The sequence below is a fragment of the Paenibacillus sp. FSL R7-0340 genome (assembly GCF_038002205.1).
GTDB classification, from domain to species: domain Bacteria; phylum Bacillota; class Bacilli; order Paenibacillales; family Paenibacillaceae; genus Paenibacillus; species Paenibacillus polymyxa_B.
Map to the genome: position 1 here is coordinate 112,334 of NZ_JBBOBY010000002.1, position 25,668 is coordinate 138,001.

General features: G+C 41.3%; 22 protein-coding genes, 2 tRNA genes and 1 pseudogene. 12 read left to right on the forward strand and 13 right to left on the reverse strand.

The window, feature by feature from the left end; all coding sequences use genetic code 11:
* Positions 1 to 4 precede the first annotated feature (4 nt).
* The 3 genes from MKX59_RS23365 to MKX59_RS23375 all read right to left on the reverse strand — a co-directional run bounded on the left by MKX59_RS23365 (position 5) and on the right by MKX59_RS23375 (position 5,308).
* Positions 5 to 1,756, reverse strand: a complete 1,752-nt coding sequence (locus MKX59_RS23365) for a methyl-accepting chemotaxis protein (RefSeq protein WP_340859030.1) — start codon at positions 1,754 to 1,756, stop codon at positions 5 to 7.
* Between the two features lie 166 nt (positions 1,757 to 1,922).
* Complete coding sequence (locus MKX59_RS23370; protein ID WP_340859031.1) at positions 1,923 to 2,954, reverse strand: ribonucleotide-diphosphate reductase subunit beta; 1,032 nt, start codon at positions 2,952 to 2,954, stop codon at positions 1,923 to 1,925.
* Positions 2,955 to 2,974: 20 nt separating this feature from the next.
* Positions 2,975 to 5,308 carry a ribonucleoside-diphosphate reductase subunit alpha gene (locus tag MKX59_RS23375; RefSeq protein ID WP_028541188.1) on the reverse strand — a complete coding sequence of 778 codons (2,334 nt, stop codon included), beginning with the start codon at positions 5,306 to 5,308 and terminating at the stop codon, positions 2,975 to 2,977.
* 526 nt (positions 5,309 to 5,834) lie between these two features.
* On the opposite strand from MKX59_RS23375, the gene MKX59_RS23380 reads away from it, so the two are divergent.
* The 3 genes from MKX59_RS23380 to MKX59_RS23390 all read left to right on the forward strand — a co-directional run bounded on the left by MKX59_RS23380 (position 5,835) and on the right by MKX59_RS23390 (position 8,005).
* The gene (locus tag MKX59_RS23380; RefSeq protein WP_013308518.1) at positions 5,835 to 6,182 is read left to right on the forward strand and encodes an MTH1187 family thiamine-binding protein; all 348 of its coding nucleotides are present in this window, start codon (positions 5,835 to 5,837) and stop codon (positions 6,180 to 6,182) included.
* Positions 6,183 to 6,255: 73 nt separating this feature from the next.
* Positions 6,256 to 6,327 (forward strand) — tRNA-Thr (locus MKX59_RS23385).
* Positions 6,328 to 6,583: 256 nt separating this feature from the next.
* The gene (locus MKX59_RS23390) at positions 6,584 to 8,005 is read left to right on the forward strand and encodes a transcriptional regulator (protein WP_071559401.1); all 1,422 of its coding nucleotides are present in this window, start codon (positions 6,584 to 6,586) and stop codon (positions 8,003 to 8,005) included.
* Between the two features lie 318 nt (positions 8,006 to 8,323).
* Here MKX59_RS23390 and MKX59_RS23395 read toward each other — a convergent pair whose 3' ends face one another.
* Together MKX59_RS23395 and MKX59_RS23400 are read right to left on the reverse strand one after the other, a co-directional pair.
* A complete protein-coding gene (locus MKX59_RS23395; protein WP_076295428.1) occupies positions 8,324 to 9,499 on the reverse strand; it encodes an MFS transporter in 1,176 nt (391 codons plus the stop codon).
* 24 nt (positions 9,500 to 9,523) lie between these two features.
* On the reverse strand, positions 9,524 to 10,342 hold the full coding sequence (locus MKX59_RS23400) for a MerR family transcriptional regulator (protein WP_023986754.1): 819 nt from the start codon (positions 10,340 to 10,342) through the stop codon (positions 9,524 to 9,526).
* Positions 10,343 to 10,652: 310 nt separating this feature from the next.
* On the opposite strand from MKX59_RS23400, the gene MKX59_RS23405 reads away from it, so the two are divergent.
* Positions 10,653 to 10,713 (forward strand) — tRNA-Thr (locus MKX59_RS23405).
* 298 nt (positions 10,714 to 11,011) lie between these two features.
* On the opposite strand, the gene MKX59_RS23410 is transcribed toward MKX59_RS23405, so the two are convergent.
* A complete protein-coding gene (locus MKX59_RS23410) occupies positions 11,012 to 11,530 on the reverse strand; it encodes a DUF3231 family protein (protein WP_023986755.1) in 519 nt (172 codons plus the stop codon).
* A gap of 291 nt (positions 11,531 to 11,821) precedes the next feature.
* Here MKX59_RS23410 and MKX59_RS23415 point away from each other — a divergent pair, with 291 nt between their 5' ends.
* The 3 genes from MKX59_RS23415 to MKX59_RS23425 all read left to right on the forward strand — a co-directional run bounded on the left by MKX59_RS23415 (position 11,822) and on the right by MKX59_RS23425 (position 14,058).
* Complete coding sequence (locus tag MKX59_RS23415; protein ID WP_339201364.1) at positions 11,822 to 12,472, forward strand: glycosyltransferase; 651 nt, start codon at positions 11,822 to 11,824, stop codon at positions 12,470 to 12,472.
* Positions 12,473 to 12,922: 450 nt separating this feature from the next.
* On the forward strand, positions 12,923 to 13,804 hold the full coding sequence (locus MKX59_RS23420; protein ID WP_053324514.1) for a glycosyltransferase family 2 protein: 882 nt from the start codon (positions 12,923 to 12,925) through the stop codon (positions 13,802 to 13,804).
* Between the two features lie 146 nt (positions 13,805 to 13,950).
* Positions 13,951 to 14,058, forward strand: coding sequence for a hypothetical protein (locus MKX59_RS23425; RefSeq protein ID WP_023986758.1), 108 nt, complete (start codon positions 13,951 to 13,953; stop codon positions 14,056 to 14,058).
* 276 nt (positions 14,059 to 14,334) lie between these two features.
* Here MKX59_RS23425 and MKX59_RS23430 read toward each other — a convergent pair whose 3' ends face one another.
* Positions 14,335 to 15,456 (reverse strand): SPRY domain-containing protein, encoded by a 1,122-nt coding sequence (locus tag MKX59_RS23430; RefSeq protein ID WP_053324515.1) that lies wholly within the window; start codon positions 15,454 to 15,456, stop codon positions 14,335 to 14,337.
* 184 nt (positions 15,457 to 15,640) lie between these two features.
* On the reverse strand, positions 15,641 to 16,282 hold the full coding sequence (locus tag MKX59_RS23435) for a hypothetical protein (RefSeq protein WP_023986760.1): 642 nt from the start codon (positions 16,280 to 16,282) through the stop codon (positions 15,641 to 15,643).
* Between the two features lie 423 nt (positions 16,283 to 16,705).
* Here MKX59_RS23435 and MKX59_RS23440 point away from each other — a divergent pair, with 423 nt between their 5' ends.
* The gene (locus tag MKX59_RS23440; RefSeq protein WP_340859034.1) at positions 16,706 to 17,761 is read left to right on the forward strand and encodes an acyltransferase family protein; all 1,056 of its coding nucleotides are present in this window, start codon (positions 16,706 to 16,708) and stop codon (positions 17,759 to 17,761) included.
* Positions 17,762 to 17,891: 130 nt separating this feature from the next.
* On the opposite strand, the gene MKX59_RS23445 is transcribed toward MKX59_RS23440, so the two are convergent.
* Positions 17,892 to 18,869: an SPRY domain-containing protein gene (locus MKX59_RS23445; RefSeq protein ID WP_340859036.1), complete on the reverse strand. Its 978-nt coding sequence runs from the start codon at positions 18,867 to 18,869 to the stop codon at positions 17,892 to 17,894.
* A gap of 379 nt (positions 18,870 to 19,248) precedes the next feature.
* On the opposite strand from MKX59_RS23445, the gene MKX59_RS23450 reads away from it, so the two are divergent.
* Positions 19,249 to 20,064, forward strand: a complete 816-nt coding sequence (locus MKX59_RS23450) for a DUF2935 domain-containing protein (RefSeq protein ID WP_028541173.1) — start codon at positions 19,249 to 19,251, stop codon at positions 20,062 to 20,064.
* A gap of 134 nt (positions 20,065 to 20,198) precedes the next feature.
* Here MKX59_RS23450 and MKX59_RS23455 read toward each other — a convergent pair whose 3' ends face one another.
* The 3 genes from MKX59_RS23455 to MKX59_RS23465 form a co-directional block, all read right to left on the reverse strand.
* Entirely contained in the window at positions 20,199 to 21,098 is a 900-nt protein-coding gene (locus tag MKX59_RS23455) for an alpha/beta hydrolase family protein (RefSeq protein WP_340859037.1), read from the reverse strand.
* Between the two features lie 77 nt (positions 21,099 to 21,175).
* Positions 21,176 to 21,541 (reverse strand): cupin domain-containing protein, encoded by a 366-nt coding sequence (locus MKX59_RS23460; protein ID WP_028541171.1) that lies wholly within the window; start codon positions 21,539 to 21,541, stop codon positions 21,176 to 21,178.
* A 17-nt stretch (positions 21,542 to 21,558) separates the two neighbouring features.
* Positions 21,559 to 22,101, reverse strand: a complete 543-nt coding sequence (locus tag MKX59_RS23465; protein WP_340859039.1) for a GNAT family N-acetyltransferase — start codon at positions 22,099 to 22,101, stop codon at positions 21,559 to 21,561.
* 158 nt (positions 22,102 to 22,259) lie between these two features.
* On the opposite strand from MKX59_RS23465, the pseudogene MKX59_RS23470 reads away from it, so the two are divergent.
* The 3 genes and pseudogenes from MKX59_RS23470 to MKX59_RS23480 all read left to right on the forward strand — a co-directional run bounded on the left by MKX59_RS23470 (position 22,260) and on the right by MKX59_RS23480 (position 24,904).
* A pseudogene (locus MKX59_RS23470) lies at positions 22,260 to 23,114 on the forward strand (aminoglycoside 6-adenylyltransferase).
* Positions 23,098 to 23,691 (forward strand): dienelactone hydrolase family protein, encoded by a 594-nt coding sequence (locus MKX59_RS23475; RefSeq protein ID WP_071559396.1) that lies wholly within the window; start codon positions 23,098 to 23,100, stop codon positions 23,689 to 23,691. The pseudogene MKX59_RS23470 and the gene MKX59_RS23475 overlap by 17 nt, the downstream one beginning before the upstream one ends.
* A gap of 109 nt (positions 23,692 to 23,800) precedes the next feature.
* Positions 23,801 to 24,904, forward strand: coding sequence for a hypothetical protein (locus MKX59_RS23480; RefSeq protein WP_068941412.1), 1,104 nt, complete (start codon positions 23,801 to 23,803; stop codon positions 24,902 to 24,904).
* Positions 24,905 to 24,927: 23 nt separating this feature from the next.
* Here the strand turns inward: MKX59_RS23480 and MKX59_RS23485 are convergent, their stop codons facing one another.
* A complete protein-coding gene (locus MKX59_RS23485; RefSeq protein ID WP_071559395.1) occupies positions 24,928 to 25,617 on the reverse strand; it encodes an ArsR/SmtB family transcription factor in 690 nt (229 codons plus the stop codon).
* Positions 25,618 to 25,668: the final 51 nt, after the last annotated feature.

Here is a 25,668-nt window from a genome sequence, read left to right on the forward strand (position 1 = left end):
TTTATTATTCAGCGTTTTTTACCCGGAACTGGTCAGCATGACGCTGCAGATTGTTTGATAGTGTGGTCAGATTGCGGGCTACTTCGGATAGTTCTTTTACCGCTAGAGCCTGCTTCTGAGCGCTTGCTGATACATCTTCTGTCATTCCAGCAGTCTGCTGTGCCGCGCTGGCTGTGTGATTTAAATGTTGATCTACGCTGTGACGTACCTCTTGCATCTCTGCCGTCAATTGAGCCAGATGTGCAGCTAACTCCTGAACTTCCTGTGAAACCTGGGTGACTTTGTCAACAGACTGTAGACATACCGAAATTTGTACTTCTTGTTCATTGACGGTCTTTATGTTTTCATCAAATTGATCACCCATTTGCTCAATTTGCTCAACAAAGCTTCTTAAGATTTCATCGATTTCACGAATCGATATGGCGGATTGCTGGGCAAGTTGTCCCATTTCATGAGCGACCACAGAAAAACCCTTGCCAGCTTCGCCTGCACGTGAGGCTTCAATAGAGGCATTAAAGGACAAAATCTGCGTCTGCTTTACGATGCCCTGTACCTGCTGACCGATGTTAGCCGCCTCGCGGGATTTTTCGGTTAACGCGTGTGACATGCGCTGCATCTGCTTGATACGCAAGGCGCTTTCTCGTCCTTTCTCTAATAACAGTTCATGCTCACTAGCTACCTGATTACGAACCTCATTGAGATGATGGGCCGTATCCGTAAATTGTTGCACATGGCTTCCGACTTCATCCAGCGTTTGTCCTAATCGATCAGATTGTTGAACCGATTCCACCGCTTGATCCGCTTGGTTAATAGAGACATCGGCAATTTGCTGGAGTGTACGGGACAGTTCCTCAGTCTGGTGGAGTGTTCCTTCCGTTGTCACGACGATATTCTCCGATGCGTGCTGGAGTGTGCTTGAACTGCTTTGAATATCCACAATCATATTCGACATGGCTTCCACCATTTTGTTCGTCAATTTGCTGATTTCGCCTAACTGATCATATGTTACTTGCGACGATGTAACCGTAAGGTTGCCGTCGGCTACTTGCTCCAGTGTATTTTTAATAAATCTCACCTGACGCAGTATCCGTCGGGTTACCAGCATCATAGCCGCAATTGAGATGATCAGAATGATGGAGATAACAGGGATAACTAATCGGTAGGCCTCGGGCAAGGTATGTTCGTATACTTCAGTCACAGAGGACAGGGATCTGTCGATTCCCAAATATCCAATGATGGTTCCATCGGTATCCTTAATGGGAGTAAAGGAGGAAAACATCGTCCCCCACTCAGGGTCCGTTGTAATATCTGTAGTTACCGTTTCCCCTTGTTTTAATTTCTCTTCCGTTTCTTTAAGGGTAAAACTTACAGGAGTTCCGAATGGACTGTAGTCTTTGTCGTTCCATGCGGCTCCATCCACTGTAATTTTCCACTCATTTCCAACCCGGTTGTACATATAGATGTACAGGATTCCAGTTTGCAACCTGAGCGTATTTAACTCGTTCCGAAGCTGCTTATACTCGCTGCTTTGCTCAGATGAATTAGTGTTTAAGCTCTTGACTGCGGACTTGTCCAGTAACTGGGCCGTGTTCTTTGCCAGCGTTTCATTGTTTAGCTGCATGGTTGATAGAGAAGCATTTTGGATAGATTGATTGGTCGTCCACAGAACAATAACGCCAATCACTATTAAAGGAATGAGCAAGATGAAGTAGAGTTTGGATTGTAATCCCATTCTTTTTTTAACGCTGCTTTTCATAATATGCTCCTTACTATATTTTTTTCACCTTCATATATATCGTGTACAAATAGGAAAATATGAATAGTAATTCAGATGTTTCATGATTTTTTTTGCGTATTTGCGTAAATTCTCATGAAAAAAGCCTTAGCCCGGTAAGTACCGAGTTAAGGCTGTATCTTATAACTTACAAATCGTCAAATCCGTTGTCATCTCCGACCTTGCCATAATTGCGTGATTTTGCTTCAAAAAAGTCCGTTTTTGTCGCATTTAGCGCTTCGTCTGAGAATGGTTTAATCCAAGGCATACAGTTTACATCTACGCCTTCGTACGCTTTGTCCATACCAAGCAATCTCAGGCGCATATTTGCCATGTATTTGATATAATCGCTCAGCTCGTGCAAGTCGATGCCGCGAACCTCTTTGAGCGTATAATGCGCCCAATTCGTTTCCAGCTCCACAGCGCGGTTAATCATACGATAGACATAGTCCGTATTTTCCTTGGTGTTCAGCTCAGGGAAGTCAGACAATAGCTGCTTAAACACTTCAGCAAAAAAGTAGCAATGCTGATTTTCATCACGCTGAATATACGAGATCATTTGGCTGGTTGCCATCATTTTCTGATCACGGGCCAAATTGTAGAAGAAAGCAAATGTACTGTAAAAGAAAATGCCTTCCAGAATCAAATCGGCTACCATCGCTTGGAAAAAGGTTTGTGGGTTCTGCTCATCGCGGAACTCTTGATAAATGTCCGAGATGAATGTGTTACGCTCCAGCAGGACAGGATCGTTTTTCCAGTATTCAAAAATTTCCTTCTGTTCCTGATCTGACACCAAAGAAGACAGAACGTAGGAGTAGGACTGGTTATGCACCACTTCCTGCTGCCCGATAATCGCCGAAATAGCTTCCAGCGAGGAATCGGTAAAATAGCGTTTTACATCCCCGACAAACATCGTTTGCATGGAATCCAGCACAGCCAGCAAGCCGATGTTAATTTTGAAGGTGCGCTGTTCTTCGGCATCCAGCACAGGGAACTGGGACGCGTCCTTGGACATCGGAATTTCATCTGGAATCCAGTGGTTCAGCAGCAGTACTTTATACAGTTTGTACATATGCGGCATCCGAATATCGTTCCAATTCAAAATACCGGAGCTTTCGCCTTCAATAATACGGGTAGAGCGATTTGGCGCTTCCGTGTTAAAAATCTTCTGTAACTGCATGAGAGCTTCTCTCCTTTAGTTTAGGATGCGCAGCTATCACATTCTTCAATCGTCAGTGCGCGGCTGCGTACATAATAGGTCGATTTCATACCTGATTTCCAGGCATGGATGTGCAGCTCTAAAAATTCAGTTGCTTTAATATCAGGCCGTACATACAGGTTAAAGCTTTGGCCTTGGTCAATATGACGCTGACGTGCAGAAGCCATGTTGATCGAAGCGTGTTGATCCAGCAAGAAAGCTGTCTTGTAGTACCAGATGGTTTTCTCGTTCAAGTCCGGTGCTGGGTTAGCGATCTTGTAAGTTGTTTTCTCTTCATAGGAAAGCAACTCATACAATGGATCAATGCTGGCGGTAGAGCCTGCGATGATAGACGTGGAACCGTTAGGCGCGATGGCGAACAGCCATGCGTTGCGGACACCATTTTGTTTGACTTCTTCTGCAAGCTCGCTCCACTCGGACGTAGTGACAAATTTGCCTTCACGTGTACCGTCCGTATAGCCACGGGAAGTGAAATAGTGCCCGCTAGACCAGTCAGAACCCTCGAATTTCGCATAACGGCCTTTTTCTTTCGCTAGCTCCATGCTGGATTTGACTGCCAGGTAGTTAATCTTTTCATACAAATGATCGTTATAGGTTACCGCTTCATCGGATTCCCAACGGATACCTTCCAGTGCGAGTAGATGATGCAGTCCAAATGTACCCAGACCGACAGCGCGATATTGGCTGTTCGTATATTGTGCTTGCAGCACTTCAATGTTGTTGATATCAATAACATTATCCAGCATACGTACCTGAATCGGTACGAGGCGATCCAGCACACCTGCCGGAACCGCACGAGCCAGATGGATGGAGTTCAGGTTGCAAACAACAAAGTCGCCAGGAATTTTGGAAATAACAATGCGTGTTTGTCCGTCCTTGGTGACCAGTTCTTCTTTTTCCACTACAGTTGCAGATTGGTTTTGCATAATTTCCGTACACAGGTTGGAGGAATATACCATACCATGGGCGCGGTTCGGGTTGGCCCGGTTTACCGTATCACGATAGAACATGTACGGTGTACCTGTTTCCAGTTGTGATTTCATCAGGCGCTTCATGATGTCGATGGCAGGCACTGTAATACGAGAGAGAATGGGATGCTGTGACGCCTCCTCATACTTTTCGCGGAAGGTACCTGAACCGAAGGTTTCATCATAAAAATCTTCCAGGCCCAGTGGACGACCCTTGTCATCTTTCCAGCCCATCACCTTCTTCACTTCATGCGGACAGAACAGATTCCATTCGCCCCGTGCTTCGACCCGCTCCATGAACAGATCGGGTAGACATACGCCGTGGAACACGTCATGTGCACGCATCCGCTCGTCACCGTTGTTCAGCTTCAGGTCAAGGAACGCGAGGATGTCCTTATGGAATACGTCCAGATATACGGCAATTGCACCTTTGCGAGTACCCAATTGGTCTACGCTAACAGCTGTATTGTTCAGCTGACGAATCCACGGAATGACGCCAGAACTTGTATTTTTATGTCCACGGATATCGGACCCGCGCGCCCGTACTTTACCGAGGTATACGCCGATGCCGCCGCCCATTTTGCTAAGACGGGCTACATCCGTATTGGAGTCGAAAATACCTTCCAGGGAGTCGTCTACGGTGTCGATAAAGCAGCTGGAGAGCTGTCCGGCCACCTTTTTTCCGGCATTGGACATGGTTGGTGTAGCTGCCGTCATGTACATGTTGCTCATCGCCCAGTATGCTTCCTTGACCAGCTCCATACGCTTGTCGGCAGGCTCTTGGTGCATCAGGTACATCGCGATGATCATGTAGCGTTCTTGCGGCAGTTCCATTACGCGTCCATCAAAATCATTGGCCAAATAGCGCTCAGACAGCGTTAATAGCCCGATATAATCGAACAGCAGGTCATTTTTCGGCAATATGGAATCGCCCAGCTCATCAATCTGCTCCTTGGTATAGTAGTCGAGCAGTTCTTGACGGTAAATTCCTTTTTGGACCAAATCGGTAATCAGCGGATAAAAAGCGCCGTAAGGCTCGTCCGCATAGGATTTGTAACGTCGGTGAGTAGCAGCTTTTTTATACAAGGAAGTGAGCAAAGCACGTGCAGCGGCAAATTTCCAGTCCGGTTCTTCCTTACTAACCAATTCAAGGGCAGCCATCGCAAACGCGTTGCTGATGTCATCCCCCGTGACTTCGTCCCGGCGTAGCTTGCTAGTTACACCGCGAATGAGACGATCTTTATCCAGCTTGTCCAGCCCGCTGAGTACACGGTCGGCATATACGGAAATGCGTATTTCATCAAAAGCCAACTGGCGATTGTTTGGTTTGGTTACGAGTTGTGGCATAGGATTAATTCCTCGCTTTCCTGATTTGGAATCATACTTGGGAATAGCATGAAAATGATCATGATGAGAAGATAATGGCGAAAAAAGCGATGGTCAGACAGCATTTGGGGGCTGTATGTAATCCAATAACATAGAAATAGCGATGCACCTGCCAATGAAGGGGGAAAAGATGGTTCCCGTACGATTTATCGGCTACATCACTATATTTAGACGTGTTATGAATATTTAACCCAACATATTGTGTGTATAAACTTAAAATTTCAAATAAGTGCAAGGAGTATTATAGCAACATTCGAAGCCATACGTAAAGGAAAAGGAATGGAAAATCAAAATATGCAGAGAAGTCGCGGGCTGTATTTGAATTGAGGCAGTTTGAACGGTACAATGAATGATAAAGATGTTTCCTACAGAAACAAGCAGCATACATATGAACTTTTTTTGTGAAATAAGGTTGCTCGTTCTATCGGACTGAGGTTTTAGATTTTTAAAGAAGTGACGATTTTAAATTAAAAGGAGGAACTTGGCGATGGCTATTGCAGAAGTGACAGTGATCCCGATTGGAACGGGGAGTACAAGCCTGAGCGACTACGTTGCCCAGATGCAAAAAGTGTTGAAGACGCAAAAAGGAATTACCTATGAGCTTACCTCCATGAGTACGATTATTGAAGGTTCGTTGGACGATGTGTTCACCGCCATTGCTGCGCTGCACGAAGCGCCATTCCTGTCTGGAGCTAAGCGTGTTTCCACCTCGGTCAAAATTGATGATCGCCGTGACAAGCCTTCCTCCAGCCACCAAAAGCTCCGTTCCGTCGCAGAGAAACTATCGGGCACCGCGACAGGAAATGTTACCGAACTAAATCCAAATCCTAGTTGAAAAAGTTGATGTAAGTGATTGATTTTTATGTAACTAAGAGTATAATAGTTTTTGTTGTCAGTTACACTGACCTGCTGGTGTAGCTCAGGGGTAGAGCAACGCACTCGTAATGCGTAGGCCGGGGGTTCAATTCCCTTCACCAGCATAGCTATAAACTCAAGCACAGCGCGGCTTCCAAGCTTTTGGAGGGCGCGCTTTTTTGTGGTTTTGGACAATCTTCTACGCTGAGGTCTTTTTAGTAGGATTATTATGCTATATATAATTAGTTCTTTGTTTTGTTTCATGCTAAAAATCGAATTCTTACATTAGTTGCATAGTATATTGACAGGTGGTTAATTTTGGTGAAAAATGAAGTATGTTTTTAAAAATTATGGAAAGTTTATGCGAAGGGTGGCTATGGAATGAAGCATACACCTACGATACGAGCAGAATTAGACAGATACTTAAAACAAGAGAGCATGAGTCTAACGCAATTCGGGCATATAGCAGGCATGAATAGGGGAATAGTAAGTGCTATTGTGACGGGGAATAAGTCTATGTCTGTTAACCAGCTTGACCTAATTACTGAAGCTATGGATTTACCGGAGGGCTACTTTTACGACTTATTTATAGAAAACTACATCATCGACACTCCCCCGAATATGAGACGAATCGAGCCGTTTTTGTTTCGCTGTGCGGAGTTGGACAAGCTGGATGCGATCCGTCGAGTGGTGGGAAGCATTATGGACAACGTACTCTATTCGCCTAAACTATTTGATATAGCAGAAGTACTATTAGCACAGGGACGACATGAGGCTGCATTGCTGCTCTATGAGGGCGTAGCTGAAGCGGAGAAGTACCAACATTCTGAACGTTTAGCCATCTGTCAATATCGTATATTCACGATTCAAGTTGGAGACGATCAAAGTCGCAATCTCAGTGCAGCTACGATATTTGAAGCTTTTATTGAACGCCTAGATGAAATAGACCAGCTTGATGCATTGAAGGACTTGGCTAATGTGTACAGGTCTTTGCGTAAATGGAACAAGGTAGATGAAGCGGCGAAAAAAATGAAGCAGAAGGCGAAAGCTCAATATTCGCTAAAACATCAACAAGAGAGTCGAGAGCGTGATGAGTCTGCCAAGAAGCTAAGTCGCCCGTTGTTTGTATATATTTCATATGCCGATTTATTGTGTGCAAGTGTCTGTGAAGCCCAAGGCGACTATCAACAAGCTCTAGATTATACATACACCTACGCTAATCTAGATTGGGTCAAAGAGACTGACGACGACACTCAACACTGGGTTAGCTTGTTTAAAAGTTGGGCAGAAGGTAATACTTACGTATATAAACTGTTGTCAGGAGATATAAGTGTGCTTCAAGATTATGTTGAATATATTGCAGTGACATCAGCCACTAACGAGAATGAGAAAATCTCAAAACTGTTGAATGTTATAATTTCAGCAAACCAATATAACATAGATGTGGAAGGTATACTTCAACAATTTGAAGCCGAAATAAACGCTTTTGCACAACAGCAACCATCATCAGATGATATGTATACCCAACAGGTGATACCGGATTATATCGCGTGGTTTGGTTACGAGTTAGCTTATTATTATTTACATCGAGGCTCTTACATTGATGGTTTTAAACATTTGATGTATGCAATGGTAAGTTATCATACATTAAATAATGAGACTAATTTTATAAACTGTATGGGTTTGTTTTTACATTTTCGGGATTATGCAGTTTCAGAAACTAAAGCAGCATTTTTAAATTTCATTGAAAAGGTGTGGATGACCAATGTTAAAAAAAATGGTACTGCTGATCATCGCGGCTAGCTTTTTGTTTATTGTTACTGTGCCGGATCAAGCCCTTAACCACCACAATAGTATTCAGCCTTACGTTACCATTGGAGGTGCTTAAACGTAAGCAAAGCAAATCCCCGCTAACCTTAACTGGTCGGCGGGGATTTTTGTTGAAGGAATTACTACATCGTTCACCGAATGAATTATCAAGGTGATCAGCATGAATCATACATATAAAGTGTCAAAATCGGATATAGAACTGTTTGCAGCTACATTAAGCTAGGATCTGTATTTTAAGACGATATATACCATCTTTGAAATTGCACTGGATGTGGGTGTCCAGTCCATTTCTTATTTAGTAACAATAGGGGTTCCAGTCCCACTGCTCATTTTTTTAAATAGTAAGATGGCAAGAAGTAAAGCTATGCTTACAGCGGCAAAACCCAGCCAATTCAAATATAGGACAGATGTACGACTGATGACTAGCCCGCCTAATCCAGATCCCAGTGCAAAACCAAATTGGATGAACGAAGTATTTACGCTAAGAGCAATGTCCGGATTTCGAGGCGCCAGAGTAACCAGATAAAGTTGCTGGGCCGGGGAAATACTCCAAGTTGCTAACATAAAAATCATTAAAACCAAGATTAATACCAAGAGATTGACTCCGGCTAGAGCGAATAAAAGAAGAGTCGCCCCTTGTAAGATGAGCCCGAGACAAATGGTAAATTTCGATCCCTTTGCATCTGCCAATTGTCCGCCCACTCTTGATCCGACAAAGCTGCAAATGCCCGCCAGGAACAGAACACCGCTAATTTCTGTCATGGAAAGAGAGGACGTGGCTTGCAAGAAAGGCGTAATATAAGTAAACAGTGTAGAATAGCCGCCGACATAAAATAACGTAATAACCAAGGCCATCAGAATGGTTGGATTTCTTAAAATAGAGAGCTGCATTCTTAGGGTAACCTTTTCTTCTTCTTTGATTGCCGGAACTTTTTTATAGATGATAAGTAATGGAAGAACACTTAATAATCCGATTAAAACAAATAGCACTCTCCATCCAAACATCTCACTAAAAAATGTGCCCATGGGAACACCAAGCACTAGCGAACTGCTAAGCCCCATCAAAATGATACCGATGGCATTGCCCCTTTTTTCTTTTTCAACGAGTCGTGTCGCTACTGCCATGGCTACAACGGTAGCGATTCCTCCGCTAGCCCCTTGGATAATTCGTATCCATAGTACTGTTTCATAAGCAAGATCTACAAACATAAGTCCGTTGCTGGCAATAAACACACCAAGGGTGGTCATTAGTAGTTTCTTGCGATCTGCATTGATCGTTAATGCAATCAAAATCGGAGCGACAATGGCCGCGGCGAGAGCAAACACAGTCACCAATAACCCAGCTTCTGAAGTAGATACTCCCAAGTCCACAGCGATCATCTCAATGACTCCCGTAATAATATATTCAATGGTTCCAATCAGAAAAACAGCCAGTGCCAGGACATAGATGATCCGTTTATTTTTCAATTTACCCCACTCCACCCTCTTCAGTTATCTATTTATAATGGGAATTTGTATTTCTATGAATTGTGCATCTCGTTCTGGAGTTAACGGTAAATATAGTTCCCTACCTAATTCGTTTTCCTTGATCTGATAGTTATTTTTCTCAATCCATTTAGCTAAATGAACACAGGCCGCACCATCAAATTTTGAATTTGAATGAAAAGCCATTGTAGCCATCATCGGTTCAGGAGGAAGAGTCCGTAGCCGAAACGGTTCTGGAAATGACCGCAGCTCACAGGTTAAAAAATAACCGACTTCAAACTCAAACTCATCCTCTTTTCCGTCGATGTCTTTCCACAAAACAACCTGAGGGCCTTGGATCAGCTGGCGAATTTCCGTTGTTAATAACTGATCAAATTGACGAAACAAATCCGGAATGTCCTCTTCTTTCCCGCATGTTTTCTGATAAAAAAACGATTGAGCACCATCTGCTTTGACTCTGATTTCTTGACCCGTTTCGAATTGCCCCTCTTTTTCTATAAGCTGCATCCGCTCCTCAATCCTGACGAGTTTGGCTTGTTCCGTATCGATGATATGCTGGATTTCGCTTCTTTTCAGCTTAAACATGCCTTGAATATTCTCCAATGAAATATCTTCCTGAAGCAGCTGTTTAATTTGGGGCAATGTAAAACCCAATTCCTTATAGATTAAGATTCGGTTGAGCTCAAGAAGCTGATCTGCGGAATAGTAACGGTAGCCCGTATCGTAATCCACTTTTCTCGGCTTAAGTATGCCAATCTGGTCGTAATAACGCAGTGTTTTTAAGGAGACCTTGCTTAGCCTGGAAAATGCACTGATTTTGAACAAAATATCATCTCCAATCTATAACATAATGTGAGTATACAGTTTCCCGTGCAGGGGAAAGTCAAGGATGTGAATGCTTTTCCTTTTTATAGCTAAGACCGACTGCCATCCTTGTCACCACTCTATGGATTTTGTTGGTTCAAGCCTTAGTAATTGAGTTAATCTATCTATTGAAAAATACTTCCAAAAGATGCTTTTATTTATTCGAGAAATTTCTCTCATGCCGATTGTAGCACTAGCTATGGCCTAACTGTCCTTTAGCGAACAAAAGGATGCCACTTATCACGGCATCCTCTAGATATTCATTAATCTATCCTGAACTGTACCGGAACGCACTCGTAATGCGTAGGCCGGGGGTTCAATTCCCTTCACCAGCATTCAATGAAACTCAAGCACAGCATGGCTTCCAAGCTTTTTGGAGGACGTGCTTTTTTGTTGGAGGGAGCATTCTTCTCCCAATCAATTCATATTATAACTACAATTGCATGCGCCCTTAACTTTAGGATTGTTATCTCCTTATATCTTACAAAGGAGACATCTACTCAAAATATCAAACGGTGAAGTTAAGTGAATACTCTAAATAAGATTAAATCCCCGCAAACCTTAACTGGTCGGCGGGGATTTTTGTTGAACAATCTAAGGAACGGTGTGTTGAAGAATCGTACAGGAAATTTAGGCTTTAACTGGTTCAGGTCTTTTTAATTGAAGAGGAGGAGGTATTAGCCAACCCTTTTCTTTGTTCATTTTTAGAATACGGACTCCCAAAGCAGTCTTAGTTAGATGATATTTTGCAAATAAAGCCCCGATGTCTTCTCTAATGGATTGACCCATAGCTTGGCTGCAAGATGTCAATCCCACAGAGGTATCTAATGCGATTTTAGCTGCAATTTCGGGATCAGTAAACCTTGCACCAACCGGGATATCCTCAAGTTTCACAGGGGGTCTTTCAGGCAAAATAGGAGCTGGGGCAATCCCATTATCAGTAAGCATTGCGTCGCATTCTTGGATTTCCAGTTTAGCTTGATCAATAAGATCATCCAGTATTTTTTTGAGTTCCTTGTCTCCTGCGTGGTTTAAACATGCTTGGTAAAATGAAACGCTGCCTTTCGCTAACGCTGACAACTGCCACACACTATAAATTTCTCCGTAATGCATGGGCTCGTCTTTTGGATTCCCGCTTAGGATACCCATTATAAAACCACTCCTTGTTTATTTTAATGATGTACAAATTTATGATTCCCAGTAGTAAAGAATTAATGTGTGTATATGAAATAAGTTCTATTGGGCATGCTAAATACGTATGTTGAAAAAATGAAGATAATGGTTGTTGTTGCATTAATGATTTCATGTTTTGAAGCGTATATAAAGTCGCTCTGCTGGCTAATCACCGGCAGGCTTTTTTTGTGTTTTGAATTAAAAACGGATATTTGAACCATAATAAGACAGCCTGTTTTATTCCAAAAGTACAGAGGAGCAGATGAATTGAAAAACAAATGGCTGTTGGCATTGCCGTTAACCTTGGCGCTCGTTTTTAGCATGACTCCGTTAGTAGTCGCGCAAGCGAAGGTAGGGGAGGAGAAGGATTCTACTTGCCTAAGTTCCAAAATGGTGCAACTGAAAGGCGATATGCAGAAGGTATGGATCGACCATACGATATGGACGAGGAACTATATTGTCAGCGCCATATCTAATCTTCAAGATCAGAAGGACGTATTGGACCGGCTTTTACGGAACCAGCAAGATATAGGCAATGTGATCAAGCCTTATTATGGGGAAGCCGCTGGTAATAAGCTGACTGATCTTCTGAGGGAGCATATTCTAATCGCAGGGAAAATTGTAGCGGCTGCTAAAGCGGGTAATCAGGCGGATGTGAAAAAGCTAGAGGCGGATTGGCGTACAAACGCCGATGATATCGCCAAATTTTTAAGTGCAGCGAATCCGAACTGGCAGTTTAAAACACTACAAGATATGCTGTATACGCACCTTCAGTTGATTACGGAATTAGTCCTTGACTATATCAAAGGAGATTGGAAAGCGGGTATTGCATCAACCGATAAAAACGAGATCCATATGATTCATTTAGCGGACATCCTGACAGAAGGCATTGTCAAACAGTTCCCTGGAAAATTTTAAGCGCTATAGCTGCAAAGCAGATTAGCTTTCTATAATCACCCCAAAGGGTGGTATAGAAAGCTTTTTTATCGGTTTAATGAATCGTTAATACAACTATGAATGCAGTCGGTATGTCGAACCGAAATACGTTCTCCCACAAGCTCAGTTCTATTGATTCTATTACGAAGCACTCGTAATGTGTAGGCCAGGGGTAAGGTGGTTCATGAATAAAAAAATTACAATAAGTCTATTTTATTTCAATAATCTTTTTAAAAGGGCAAATTACGTTGTCGGTTCTACTAGTCTTTTTTAGTACGACCTTTTTTACCGAGAAGCCGCCTCAAAATATATTTCAATACATATACTTGGAGCATGAACATATGAAGAACTGGTTTCGAGAAAAATAGGGAAGTTGCTTTTATGTAAAATAATATTTTCTTAATTTAAAATGTAGAATGGAGGGAACTTCTTGTGCCACGAGCTTCAGTTATACTGCCAGTTTATAATACTGTGGCTTTTGTTTGGGAAGCAATCCACAGTATTTTAGTTCAAACCTATTCCGATTTTGAATTAATTATTATTGATGATGGCTCAACAGATGGATCTGCTTTTCTTATTTCACAGATAACAGATCCTAGAGTGGTTAAAATCTTTCATAGTACCAATCAAGGTTTGGTCGCTACTTTAAACGAGGGATTCAATAGGGCAACTGGTGAATATATCGTTCGTATGGATAGCGATGATATTTCTACGCCAGATCGATTGGATGTGCAAATATCATTTATGGATCAAAATCCCTTAATTGATGTATGCGGTGCTGCTTTTACTACTTCTAGTGGAGGAGTACTTAAGGTGAATCCGGCCAGTCATGAAGAAATTAAAACATGGTTGTTATTTCATTGCTGTATCTGCCATCCTGTCACAATAATACGCAATAGCATGATACATCGGCTAAACATTCAATATGATAGTAATTATCCTCATGCCGAAGACTACGAAATGTGGAACCGATTAGCTTCACAGGTACAAATAGCGAACCTCCCCATAAACTTATTGTATTATCGTCAACATAAAGGACAAGTGTCCAATCAACACAAAGCAATACAAGACGCCACTGCTCGGAGAATTCGACAAAGACAGTTTAGCCAGTTGGGTTTGGAATTATCAGATGAAGAGAATCAGATTATGCTGGATATTCTTGAGTTTAAAATTAATCCCTATGATTATCATTGCTACACTAAAGCTGTAGGATTTGCGAATTGGGTGTTGGATCAAAACTGTAAGTATCAGATTTACAATCAGGAACTATTAAGCATGGCTTTTTCACGGTGTATATCCCATCTCCCATATTAACAAAGATATCAGCAAGCGATTGGAAAGTATCCTAATATTCCGCTGGCATACGTAAATGGGGTGTTTTATGTTTACCTGAATGCCCGGTCATAAAACATATTTACACATATATTAAAATGACGACAAAATAAAGGAGGGCTAAAGCTATGAGCGGATGTGCAGGTGCAGCTGTTTGCGGTGTGTGGACTTCTACAGCGGCCATTTTGGTGCTCTATATCCTCTTGGTTATCATCCTTAAATCATGTTGGGTTTAATTTTGTGAAAAGAATTGTATGATAATGACCCATCAATCAAATTCAACGACTTCTTTCTTTCATAATCTACCCGAAATTAGATTAGATAAAAAGCTCTGCTAACCTTATGGGTCGGCAGAGCTTTTATCTTTTGAACAATTTCCTAATCACTTTAAATATATCAAACATGCTGCGATTGTACACCTTATTGTAAGCAACCTTGCGTGGGTTTCTGATCCACTTAAGCCGCGAGGCATCTTGAGTCCTGCACAGTGGACAGTCTACCTCTCTTGTTGTTTATTTCGTTGAATACTCGCTTACTTCAAATGTAAGGATTTTATTGAATATTACGTAGTCCTTACGGTTACTGAATGGACCTTTGTTATTATTATGCTTATCAATGGCAAAGAAAGAAGCACCTCTACCGGCATCTTTAGCATCATACCAAGCGACAAAGGCATTCAGTTCTTTTTTACTCAGATCGAATTCCTTATCCAATCCATTGTCCATCGTTACAATCAAGATGGCACGGTCACCACTAGGTTGTTCTGGTTCGGTTGGATCAGACGGATCGGGCGTGGATTTCTTTACAATAGCATTTGCTTCATTGGATACAACTTGATCCATGGAGATATTCGCAGAAACTACGTAATAATAGGTAGTGTTTTCTTCAACTTTATTATCAGTATAAGAAGTACCAGAAATATCTGAGGCAATTTCTTCATACGGACCCCCAGGGGCTAGTGCTCTTTCAATTTTATAAGTAGTGACTCCTGTTATTTCATTCCACTGCAATTGGATATTTTCTTCATTCCCTGTTGCATTAAGAGTTAATGAATTTTCAGGTTGTTGGTAGGGGAGGAACCCTTCGGGAATACTGTGCGTGAATGGAGTCGCACCAAAATTTGTGTCAAACGAAAAGCTGCCAGCTGAACCACCTGTGATCGAAGGAGTCACAATCTCTCCTGGAAGATCGCTTGGTTTAAAGGTACTTGTATAAACGAATACACCATTCTTATACCAGCTTATCTTGTCATCATCCATATTCAAAGCCACACCAATAACGTCCTTTAATGTGTAGGTCTTTCCAGAAGAAACGATCCCCGGAAAAGTGTTTCCGTTTGCAGCATAATACATCCAGTTCTGAAGAGCTCCTGCACCTGGTCCATTGTATTGCTTACCTTCACCGACGATACCAATGCCAGTTGTGGTACTTGCTTGAGCTGTTACTGTGACTTCCCAATACCATTTTCCTTTGGTTTTTCCCACACTTGCTTTAGTTCCACTTGAATCTACGGTGGCCGAAACAGACTGGCTCTTTTCCCACACTACGTTTTTTGTAGCAGCGTATGTCGAGGAACTAAAACATATTAGAGTAATAAATCCCAGTAGCAATAATGACGAAATAACTCGTTTCAAAATAATCTCTCCTTATTTATGTATTATTTATGCGAGTTTAGCAGTTTCAATATGTATCGTCTAAACATTTTAATGCATATATTAAATAATAAGTAAAATAATAACTTTTTAACAATGAAACGTAACAGTTTAATTCTGTTTTTGCTTAAAAGAAAAAGCCCCGAAGGGCTTACATGATTAACATTTATTGATTTTCTTTCGCGAGAAAGGAAGCTGCTAACAGTGTAGTATTCGTATAGCCACCTGAAACATTTTCATATGAAAAATTAGCGATAGGAACTCCAATAACTGTAGCAACGTCTCCTTCAAAAATTTCTCCACTTGCTCCCGGATAAACTGCCATTACTGTATTATCATTTTCATCACTAATATAAACGATAGCCGTTGTCCCTATAGGAATGTTATCTTCTTCTATATCTATTACATCCCCGCTTATTTTTACAAATTTGTTTAAGTATAAGTTCAAATTTTTATTTAAGTGTTTTGTTGTTACGGATTTGTCTACTAGATTAATGACTTTGCTTTTATCTGTGGAAGGAAATAAGTCACTGTTTTTAGCAATGAAGTCATAAGAGGTTTGTTCCATAGAAGCTTGATCTTCTGTTAACACGGGTGTTCCATCTTTCAAGAATTCAGCAAATAAATATTGTTTATCTGTGACCTCATTTGTAGAAGCTTGCTGAGCAGTATTTTCATTGCTTACTGTTTGTTCAGTAGCAAAGGACGTGCTTGAAGCCCCAGACCTTGTCGTTGTTTCTTTAAAATTGCTTCCACAAGCTGTTAGAGCTACAGAAAGTAGAGCAATGGATAGAATTTTTTTTAACATGATGAATTCTCCTGTGAGTGTCCTCATCGGTTGAGGTAGTTGCTCATTTTATCTTGTTACCTTTATTATCGAATATTAGTGTTGAATACATAATACTTTTAAGTTTTAATAACAAGGATAATAAACAGTGGCTTTTTTTATTCTAGAGGCCTTTTATTAGTATATGATATCGGACGCACTGTATTGCTAAAAATTGTATAAATTACTCATTCTATCAAATTAGGCGATTTCGCAAAGCCGGGGGTTATCCCCCTCACCAATAACTTACAAACTCAGGAACAGCGTGGTCTATAGGCTTTTGGAGACCGCATTTTTTTGTATAAAAATGGAGGGTGTAAGGGTATTAAAAAAAATAAATATTCTATATTTTTTGTTTGTGCTAATATATCTCTATTCAAGTACAACTAGAAATGAGGATATTGTGTGCACAATGATAAGGAATTAAAACTTGAAGAAACAAATATTGCAAAAGGTATTGCTGTAATACTCCTTTTGATTCATCATCTTTTTGCTTTTCCTGACAGATTAAAGTACGACTATGTTTCATTATTTAGTTTATTTCATGAAAGAGGGGAATTTTATGTAGGACATTTTGGGCAAATAGCAATATCCATTTTTCTATTTTTAAGTGGTTATGGTTTATATAAGAGCAATGTTCAAAATCCACATCATTTAATGCAGAAGAGCTTTACAAGATTAAGCAAAATAATGATAAATTACTGGGTTGTTTTTTTGCTTTTTATTCCAGCTGGTCTATACTTTTTTGGAAATTCTGATAGATTTCAAAATAATTCAATAATGGATTTTTTGCGGAATTTTATAGCCCTATCCAGTTCATATAATGGTGAGTGGTGGTTTTTATATGATTATATTCTGCTGCTATTAATTTTTCCGGTCACCTTCCAAGCCTTTCAACGTAATGCATGGGTAACTCTACTCATTTCCGGCCTTGTTTTTTATAATTCATATTCACAAGGAAATTATTACAGTATTATGTATTGGCAGTTGCCGTTTATGATAGGGTTGTTCTTTGCTAAATATAATTTGTATTCATGGATGAGTAAGATTTATAATTCCATCATATTTAATAACATACTTTTTGATATTATAATAATTGTAGTGCTATTTCACTTTCGTACCACGAGTCATTTATTTGAGAAGACAACGATTGATATGATAATAGCTCCTGTACTTATCCTCGTTAGTATTCATTTAATGAATAAATTAAAACTAGCCAGACCTTTCGCTTACTTAGGTAAAAATTCAATGAATATTTGGTTAACTCACACCTTTTTTTGTTATTATTATTTTCAGAGTATTGTTTTCTTTCCCAAGGTATCTATCTTGATCTTATTGTGGCTAACGTTGTTAACGGTACTTACATCAATTGTAGTTAACAGCATCATTAGTCTTATTAATAACAAAGTGTACACTAAAAATATTGATCTAAGTACAAACAAAGTCGGGGGTCAAGTGTAGGTTTGCAAAGCTTTAGTCTAGGAAAAATGTATCATCCAGTATAGCAATGTAGGCGTGATTTCGAGATTAGGGTAACGGTAAAAAAAGGACTTCATTGGCATATTAGCCGATATGAAGTCCTTCATCATGTTTATTTAGTTGAATATTCGCTTACTTCAAATGTGAGAATTTTGTTGAAGATTACGTAGTCTTTGCGATTGCTGAATGGACCTTTGTTGTTATTGTGCTTGTCAATGGCAAAGAAAGAAGCACCTCTACCAGCATCTTTAGCGTCATACCACGCGATGAAGGCATTCAGTTCTTTTTTACTCAGATCGAATTCTTTATCAAATCCATTGTCCATCGTTACAGTCAGAATAGCACGGTCACCAGCTGGTTGGGACCCATCTGTATCCGACGGATCCGGTGTTGTAGACGGATCTGGTGTAGTAGATGGATCAGGCTTTGTAGACGGATCCGGTGTAGTAGATGGATCAGGCTTTGTAGATGGATCCGGTGTAGTAGACGGATCAGGCGTTGTAGATGTACCCGAATCTTGATAAGGTAAAAATCCTTCAGGAATAGGATATTTAAACTCACTAGCTCCGAAATTAGCCTCAAAAGCTATTTTCTGACCAGTTCCACTTAAAACCACAGGGAAAATCTGTGACCCCTCTAGTTCAGATGGTTTAATGGAATTAGCTCCGCGTGAAACCCCATTAGCGTACCAAACTATTTTATCGTTATCTAAGTCCAATGCAATGCCGATAACGTAATCAACTCCAAAACCATAATTGTAGGCTAGCTTTACTGGTGATTTGATGTTATTCCAAATTTCACCACTAGCCCCATAAAATGCTTGATATTGTTTGTCCGATTCACCTGTTATTCCTACGAATGAAGCAACATTGTTGACCTTCACTTCCCAATACCATTTCCCATTTGTTTTCCCCACTGTCGCTCTGTCGCTTGTTGAAATCCCATCAAGAGTAGTTACTACAGACCCGTTTTTCCAAGTCACATTTGTAGTCTCAGCTTTTGTAACGGTAGGGAACAACGAGAACACCGAAGCTCCAATGAGAAGGGCTAACACTATTGTTCCTAGTTTTTTGAATATAATATTGTTCATGACTTCCTCCTAAATATATGTAATAACAAGTGAATTATAGAACTAGATTGGGAGAATTGTCCAAACATTAAATGATATATATTCAAATATGAGTATTATTATGGAATTTAATTTTTTTAGGGAAACGTAGGTCGTCGAAAGTATAAAGGCACTAGTCATTAGATTGGAGGTTTCGAAATTACTAATAACTCCGACGGTCAATAGCTAGTACAGAGAAAGATTTCACGTACATAAATAAGGTAACAGAGTTACGAGTCTCAATAGCTCAACTTCAGAATTAGATTAGTATGAGGCGTGGGATTCGATATTCATAATGACAAGGCATATCCCATATGACTAAGTAAGTGCTTTTTTGCTCACACATAGAGGAGGGGTATGATTGGATGCATTCGTTTCACGCTCATTAGATGAAATACGATTTTGGTCCAGGATCATGAAGGAGCATTCCTTTTTTCTGGGGTTAGGTTTTAGAGCGGAAGATACTCAACTTAAAACAGAAGCCAATCAGTTTTACACTATTTTTGAGGATATCGAGAAAAGGTCGCATGAATTTAATATCGAGACAGATCCTTATACAATCAAAGAGTTTAATACGGAGGTTCAGAATGCAGCAACAAATATTTGGGCATTTAAGAGAATGGTATTGGGCCTTATATTACAATGCAAGCTTCCTGGACAAACCAACTTTCCTTTACTGGTAGATCACATAAGCCGGGAAGCCAATTATTTCAGAAATCGTTTAGGGGAACTCAATTCAGGAAAGCTCGAACCATTACCCGATGCAATTATTGATGAAAATGTATTTTTCTTAAAAATTATGGCCGATCACGCAAAATTTATAGGCCATTTACTTGATCCATCCGAACGTAAACTGGTTGAACAAGCTAGGGAGTTTAGTAATGATTTTGATACGCTGATGTTTCAAGCGATTGATTTAAGTCATATGCGGCCACAGTCACAAACCGTTCCACTCCTGAGTCAATTTGTTGATGAAAACCGTGTCTCTGTGAAGTCCTTGCGTGACTTTAAGAAAACAGCGCGTGATTTAATCGACGAGTGCCGAATAAAAAGCATTATCCATCCTTTATTAGCCGATCATGTATTTCGTGAAGCGGAGAGGTTCCTTTTTATTCTCGATATGTTTGATCAATCCTTATCAGGTGTTAAGGTAAATAAGAAAGAAATTATGCACTGAGAGAGCCCTGTAAAAAGAATACAGTTTCTGTAAAATATCCAGTGGAAATAAAGCTTTAGACTGAACAAAAATCAAACAGCGGCAGACCAAGACCTGAAAAATAAAGTTCTTAGACAGCCGCTGTTGTCATCCAACTAACGTGTATGAGTACATAGAAAATCCAATATGTCAGCATTAAGCATCCTATGGAAATGTTCGCGATCAAAGCCGGGAGGGTCTTGCGATGGGAGAAAGGCCGGAGTCCTCATCGATTCCGGGAAAGGACTCAGAAAGGAGAAATGCCCGGCGTTTTTTACTGTTTTGTATTGTACCTTCTTAGGATCTGGCACGCCATCCAATATTAAACGAGCGTGTAAAGAAGGGGTATACTGATCCTTCTCTGCATCCACCATTAAGATAGGTAGATTAACTGCACGCAAGCTACCTTCAGCTCGAAACCAGACCGACGCTGGCGCTAGTAAAACGAGACATTTTACTCGGTAATTTGGTGTAACCTCTATAAGCTGGGGCTTTCCGTCCGAGGTCTCGTGAGGCAAAGAAGTCGGCACGCCACCCGCCGCCGCTAATGCCGTGTAACCGCCCATGGAATGTCCGATGAGAGACACAGCATTCTGTATTAATTTGTCCTTGAACAGCATACTATCGAAAAACCAGTCGGTGACCATATTAAGGTGTCTAGGTCTATAGGTAAGATTCTGTGCTGTTCCTTCCAAACTATTGTCATTTCGATTGTTAAATGGATGCTCTGGAATGCCGACAATAAAACCATTGCGTGCTAAATGCTGCGCCAAAATCCGATACACAAGCGGCGTACTGCCAGTACCGTGAGAGATGATAACCAAAGGGAATCTTCCTTCTGATAGATCTGCCTCTCTCGCCAACTCTAACTGGTATGGACCCAATCGCTCTATTTGTTCGGGTTCGTCCGCTGGATACATTACCATCATGGGAAATGTAATGCCTAGGGAGGAATCCTTCATTTCTACTTCTCGCCATCCTGCATAACTATTCTTAAATTCTGCGTTTCTTATCATCCACCATACCTTTCCTTTCTCGAATTAGCACAAAATACGTATGTTTATTCTGTATTAAAGCTCGTCATTATTGCATTTTAAATCCAAATATCATTGACTGCCGTTAATTCTGACTCTGCTCCTCCAGTATTTACTACACCTCTCGGCTCTACTAGCATGATATGGCACTCCTGATGTGCGAATGGCTTGTGTTCGACCCCCTTAGGTACAATAAACATTTCTCCCTGAGAAACCTGTACCCGTCCATCTCTAAAATCAATGAACATCTCGCCCTCAAGTACAATAAAGACCTCGTCGGTATCTTGATGATCGTGCCATACAAAATCCCCAACTATTTTCACCAATTTAAATTGATAGTCATTCATTTCACCAATAACTTTCGGAGACCAGTGATCACTAAACTTAGATAACTTTTCATGTAGTTTGATTGATTGATACTTCATAATACCCTCCTTTTAAACTAGATATCCTCAGACGGATTTATAATCGCCAGAACCTGGTGATCCTCCCACTTTCCGTTGATCTTTACGTTGCTTCGAGAGATGCCTTCTTTGTGAAAGCCAGCCTTCTCAAGCACACGGATGGATCCTGGATTCCGAGGAGAGGCTTCCCCGAAGATTCGGTGAAACTTTAGCTCATCGAAAGCATAGCGAACCACCTGCTTGACCGCCTCCGTCGTATAGCCCTTGCCGTTATATGCTTGGTCTAGGCTGTATCCGATCATACAGCTTTGAAGCGGCCCCCTCACCACAAAAGATAAATTTATGCTGCCTATAATCCGGTCGTTCTCCTTGTGACATACCACGAAGAAATATTTCCGGTCCTCCATCATGTCGGCCTTGCTCTTAATAATCGTCTGGAGCTGGTGCTCCTCCGTATAGTACTTCTCTTGGGTGTTTGGCGAAAACTCCTCAAAGAATTCCCGATTGCGCTTGTACATTGCTGTCAATTCTGCGGCGTCCGTCTCCTCAGAGAACCGGATGTATACTCGCTGCTCCGACATCTGCACCATCCTTCCAAACTGTAATATTGAAAGAATTATATCACAGGCTGAAGATTGGGAAATTGATTTGATGAATGGTGTATATCAATGTTAACTAAAAAATATATACCGTAATTATTGGATTAGATATAATGTTTTCTAAAAAAGGAGGATATCGTATGAATAATGCTTACGAAGTGCTTGAGGAGCGTATATCCGAATGGGGAATCTCTAATGAAGAAATTATTGCGGTTTATATCGTTGGGTCCCGGGCAAGAGAGGACAAACCTTTTGATGAGTTTTCTGACTTGGATGTAGTCGTCTTTTCAACGAATCCAGATTACTATCTTCAAAATGATCAATGGTTACTAAACATCGGCAAGGTTTGGACCAGCTTTATGTTTCGAACGGCAAAAGGAGATCCGGAAAAACTCGTTCTCTTTGACTAAGGGGCTGAGGTTGATTTTCTATTCCGTCATACATCCGATCTGGATCATATAATCAAAAATGGGCGTATTCCTGAAGGGTTTCAGCGGGGGGTTAGGATGCTGTTCGATAAGATGGGAAATGGAAACCAAATCATCCCTCAAACCACTACGATCCCGGGTACTCCTCCGATATCTGAAGATGCTTATCTACAGGTTGTTAATATGTATTGCTTCGCCTCTCTATATGTAGCTAAACAAATTTTGCGCAATGATCTGTGGGTAGCTAAGCAAAGAGATACGGACTGTAAACAATTATTGCTGCAAATGATAGAGTGGCATGCAAAAGCTGTACATGGATCGGAATATGATACTTGGCATGCAGGGAAATTCATAAATGAATGGGCTGATCAAGATGTCGTTGCTGATTTGAAAAAATCTTTTGGGGAATACGAACCCAATCATAGTTGGGAAGCACTGATCGTATCCTTGGAGTTGTTCAACCGTTTATCCTCGGAAGTGGCGGCTAAGTATAATTATGTGTATCCGGATGAATTGTTTTCCCATATTCAAACCTGGTTAGGGGGGCAATATGATAAGCATAGATAAGAAGTCGGACATCCTAATCGTCGTGCTGCATGAGATTTATGGGATTAACCAGCATATACAAAATTTTTGTAGCTTATTATCGGATCAGGGTTATGATGTCATATGTCCAAATTTACTAGGCAAGGAAACACCTTATGACTATTCGCAAGAGGAAACTGCCTACACCAATTTTATGGATAATATAGGATTTGACCGCGCTTTCTATCATATCGAAAGTTTATTATTAAGTATTCGAGCTCGCTATAAAAAGGTATTTATCGTCGGATTTAGCATAGGGGCAACGATTGCCTGGCTGTGTAGTAAAGAAAGGTACGTTGATGGAATCGTAGGATACTATGGCTCTCGTATTCGAAATTATTTAGAAATAGCTCCACATTGTCCAACATTGCTTTTTTTCCCACAGGAAGAATCATCATTTAATGTGGATGAGCTCATTTCAATTTTAGACAACCGTAATATCCAGGTACATAAATTCAGTGGACAGCACGGATTCAGTGACCCGTACTCTCCCCGATATAACGTACACTCAGCTCAGCAATCATTTAAAGAAATGGTAGAGTTCTTCAAGGAAGGTTGATCAATGAACAGTTCATCTAGCCCACACCTTTTTCATTGTTCTGGGGAAACGCACAGTCAGGATGTGCGGATTAGTCATATGTATATACATCATTGACTATGAAAAGGGGATGTATGTGGCTTTGGCTACCTTTTATCAAGCCTTCAAATTGAAAAGTCGGATTTGGCGAACGATGCTAAAGCGGAACGGAGTAACAGGGATTGGCGTAGGTTATGCTGATCCCAATAGACCGGCAAAGGGCGCGGCGATTGTGTTATATACCTTGAGAAATCTTTCGGCTGTGACGCAAACCAAATTGCAAGCAGTAACAAAAGATATAAGTCGAGCTTCTGCGGTACCTATCCGAATTTTAGGTGTGGGTTCCTTCAAAAGGGAAGCGGCGGCTCCTACCCAAACGAACCCTCGCCAAAGATGGCGCCCTGTGCCCGGTGCGGTCAGTGTAGGAACGACGGTTCCCACCACTGCGGGAGGGACCGGTGGGCTCATTGTCATTAAGAATAATACACTGTTTATTTTGAGTAATGCCCATGTTCTAGTCCCGACGAATACAAACCAATTTCACAATACCATTCAGCCTTCTCCGGCAGATGGGGGCAGAACGGCGGATCAGATCGGGAGAGCTTTTCAATTTGTCCCGCTTACTACGACAGGGGTTAACTTTCAGGACTCCGCCATCGCTATTGCCAATTCAAACAGTCTGCTTAACCCAAGGTATCTGATTAACCAAAGTGGTGGCCTCATTACCGTACCCGGGCACTTATTAAGCTACCGTCTGGGAATGACGTTTAAAAGAATGGCAAAAACCAACGGCTTCGCCAGAGGGGTCGTGGAGGCGATTGGCGTGGAACAAAGGGTGAGAGGCGATTCGGGAATCAAGATTTTCCGTGATCAAACCGTCATTCGTTTTACCCAGGGACGAACTGGGCCTGGAGATTCGGGTTCCGTATGGCTGAATGACAGTAACGATCGGTTGAATAACTATGCGGCCGCGGTCCATTTTGCCGGATCTACCGACGGAACGCGGTCCGTATCTTTCCCGATTGAACGTGCGATGAGAACGTACGGAACCTTGGTCGCCATCCCGGCTGGAGCTGGAAGATATAAAGCAGGTGTGACAAAAGGAAAGGCTCCAAAAAACAATTATGCCTATGTCCGTCCGATGACGAGAAAACAACTGGCCTTGTCTCCAATCATAAAATCCGACGCGGATTAAGAAAAGATTAGAACTATGATGATCTAGTCGACTTCTATCGAAAATATCTCTTTAAAACCTCTTTTACCATCGGCTGTAACACGTATCGCTCGGGTTGTAGGCAGACGCTCGATCCAATTTAATTCGAATAATCTGTCCAGAAGTGCATTTCCTAAAGCACCTGCAAGGTGATGGCGTCGTTCACTCCAATCCAGGCATTTATGTGAGAAGGAGCGGCGCTTGTGTCTTGTTTGTGTAAGGTCAATCTGAAAGTCAGTGAAGAAAGTCTCTCCTTGTTCCGTGATATGAAGCCCATCCTGATCCTCGGAAATAATCCCCTTTTGAATGAAAAAACTCATGAGTTGCACGCCTAATTGACCCGCAACATGATCGTAGCAAGTTCTTGCCAACCGTAGGGCCTCGTTTTCGGAGGCGTGTTTGAATGAATGGATGGGAACAGGTGGAGCTATGGATAAAAATGACTCCATCACCCGGGCAACTTCGGGGTCTTGAATGCCATAGTAACGGTGACGCCCTTGTTTTTCCACAGTAACGACTTGTGCCTCGGTCATTTTAGCCAGATGGAAGCTGGCCGTTTGCGGTTTGATGCCTGCCATATGGGCCAATTCACTTGCCGTGTGGAACCTGCCGTCTAATAAGGCGGTGAGTATAGCTGCACGGGAAGGCTCGCTAACAAGAGAAGCAATCATGGCTACATTTGATTTGGTGCTCATGGCACGGTTATCCCCCTTTGTAATCCATACTTCGATGAAGGTTGAAATATT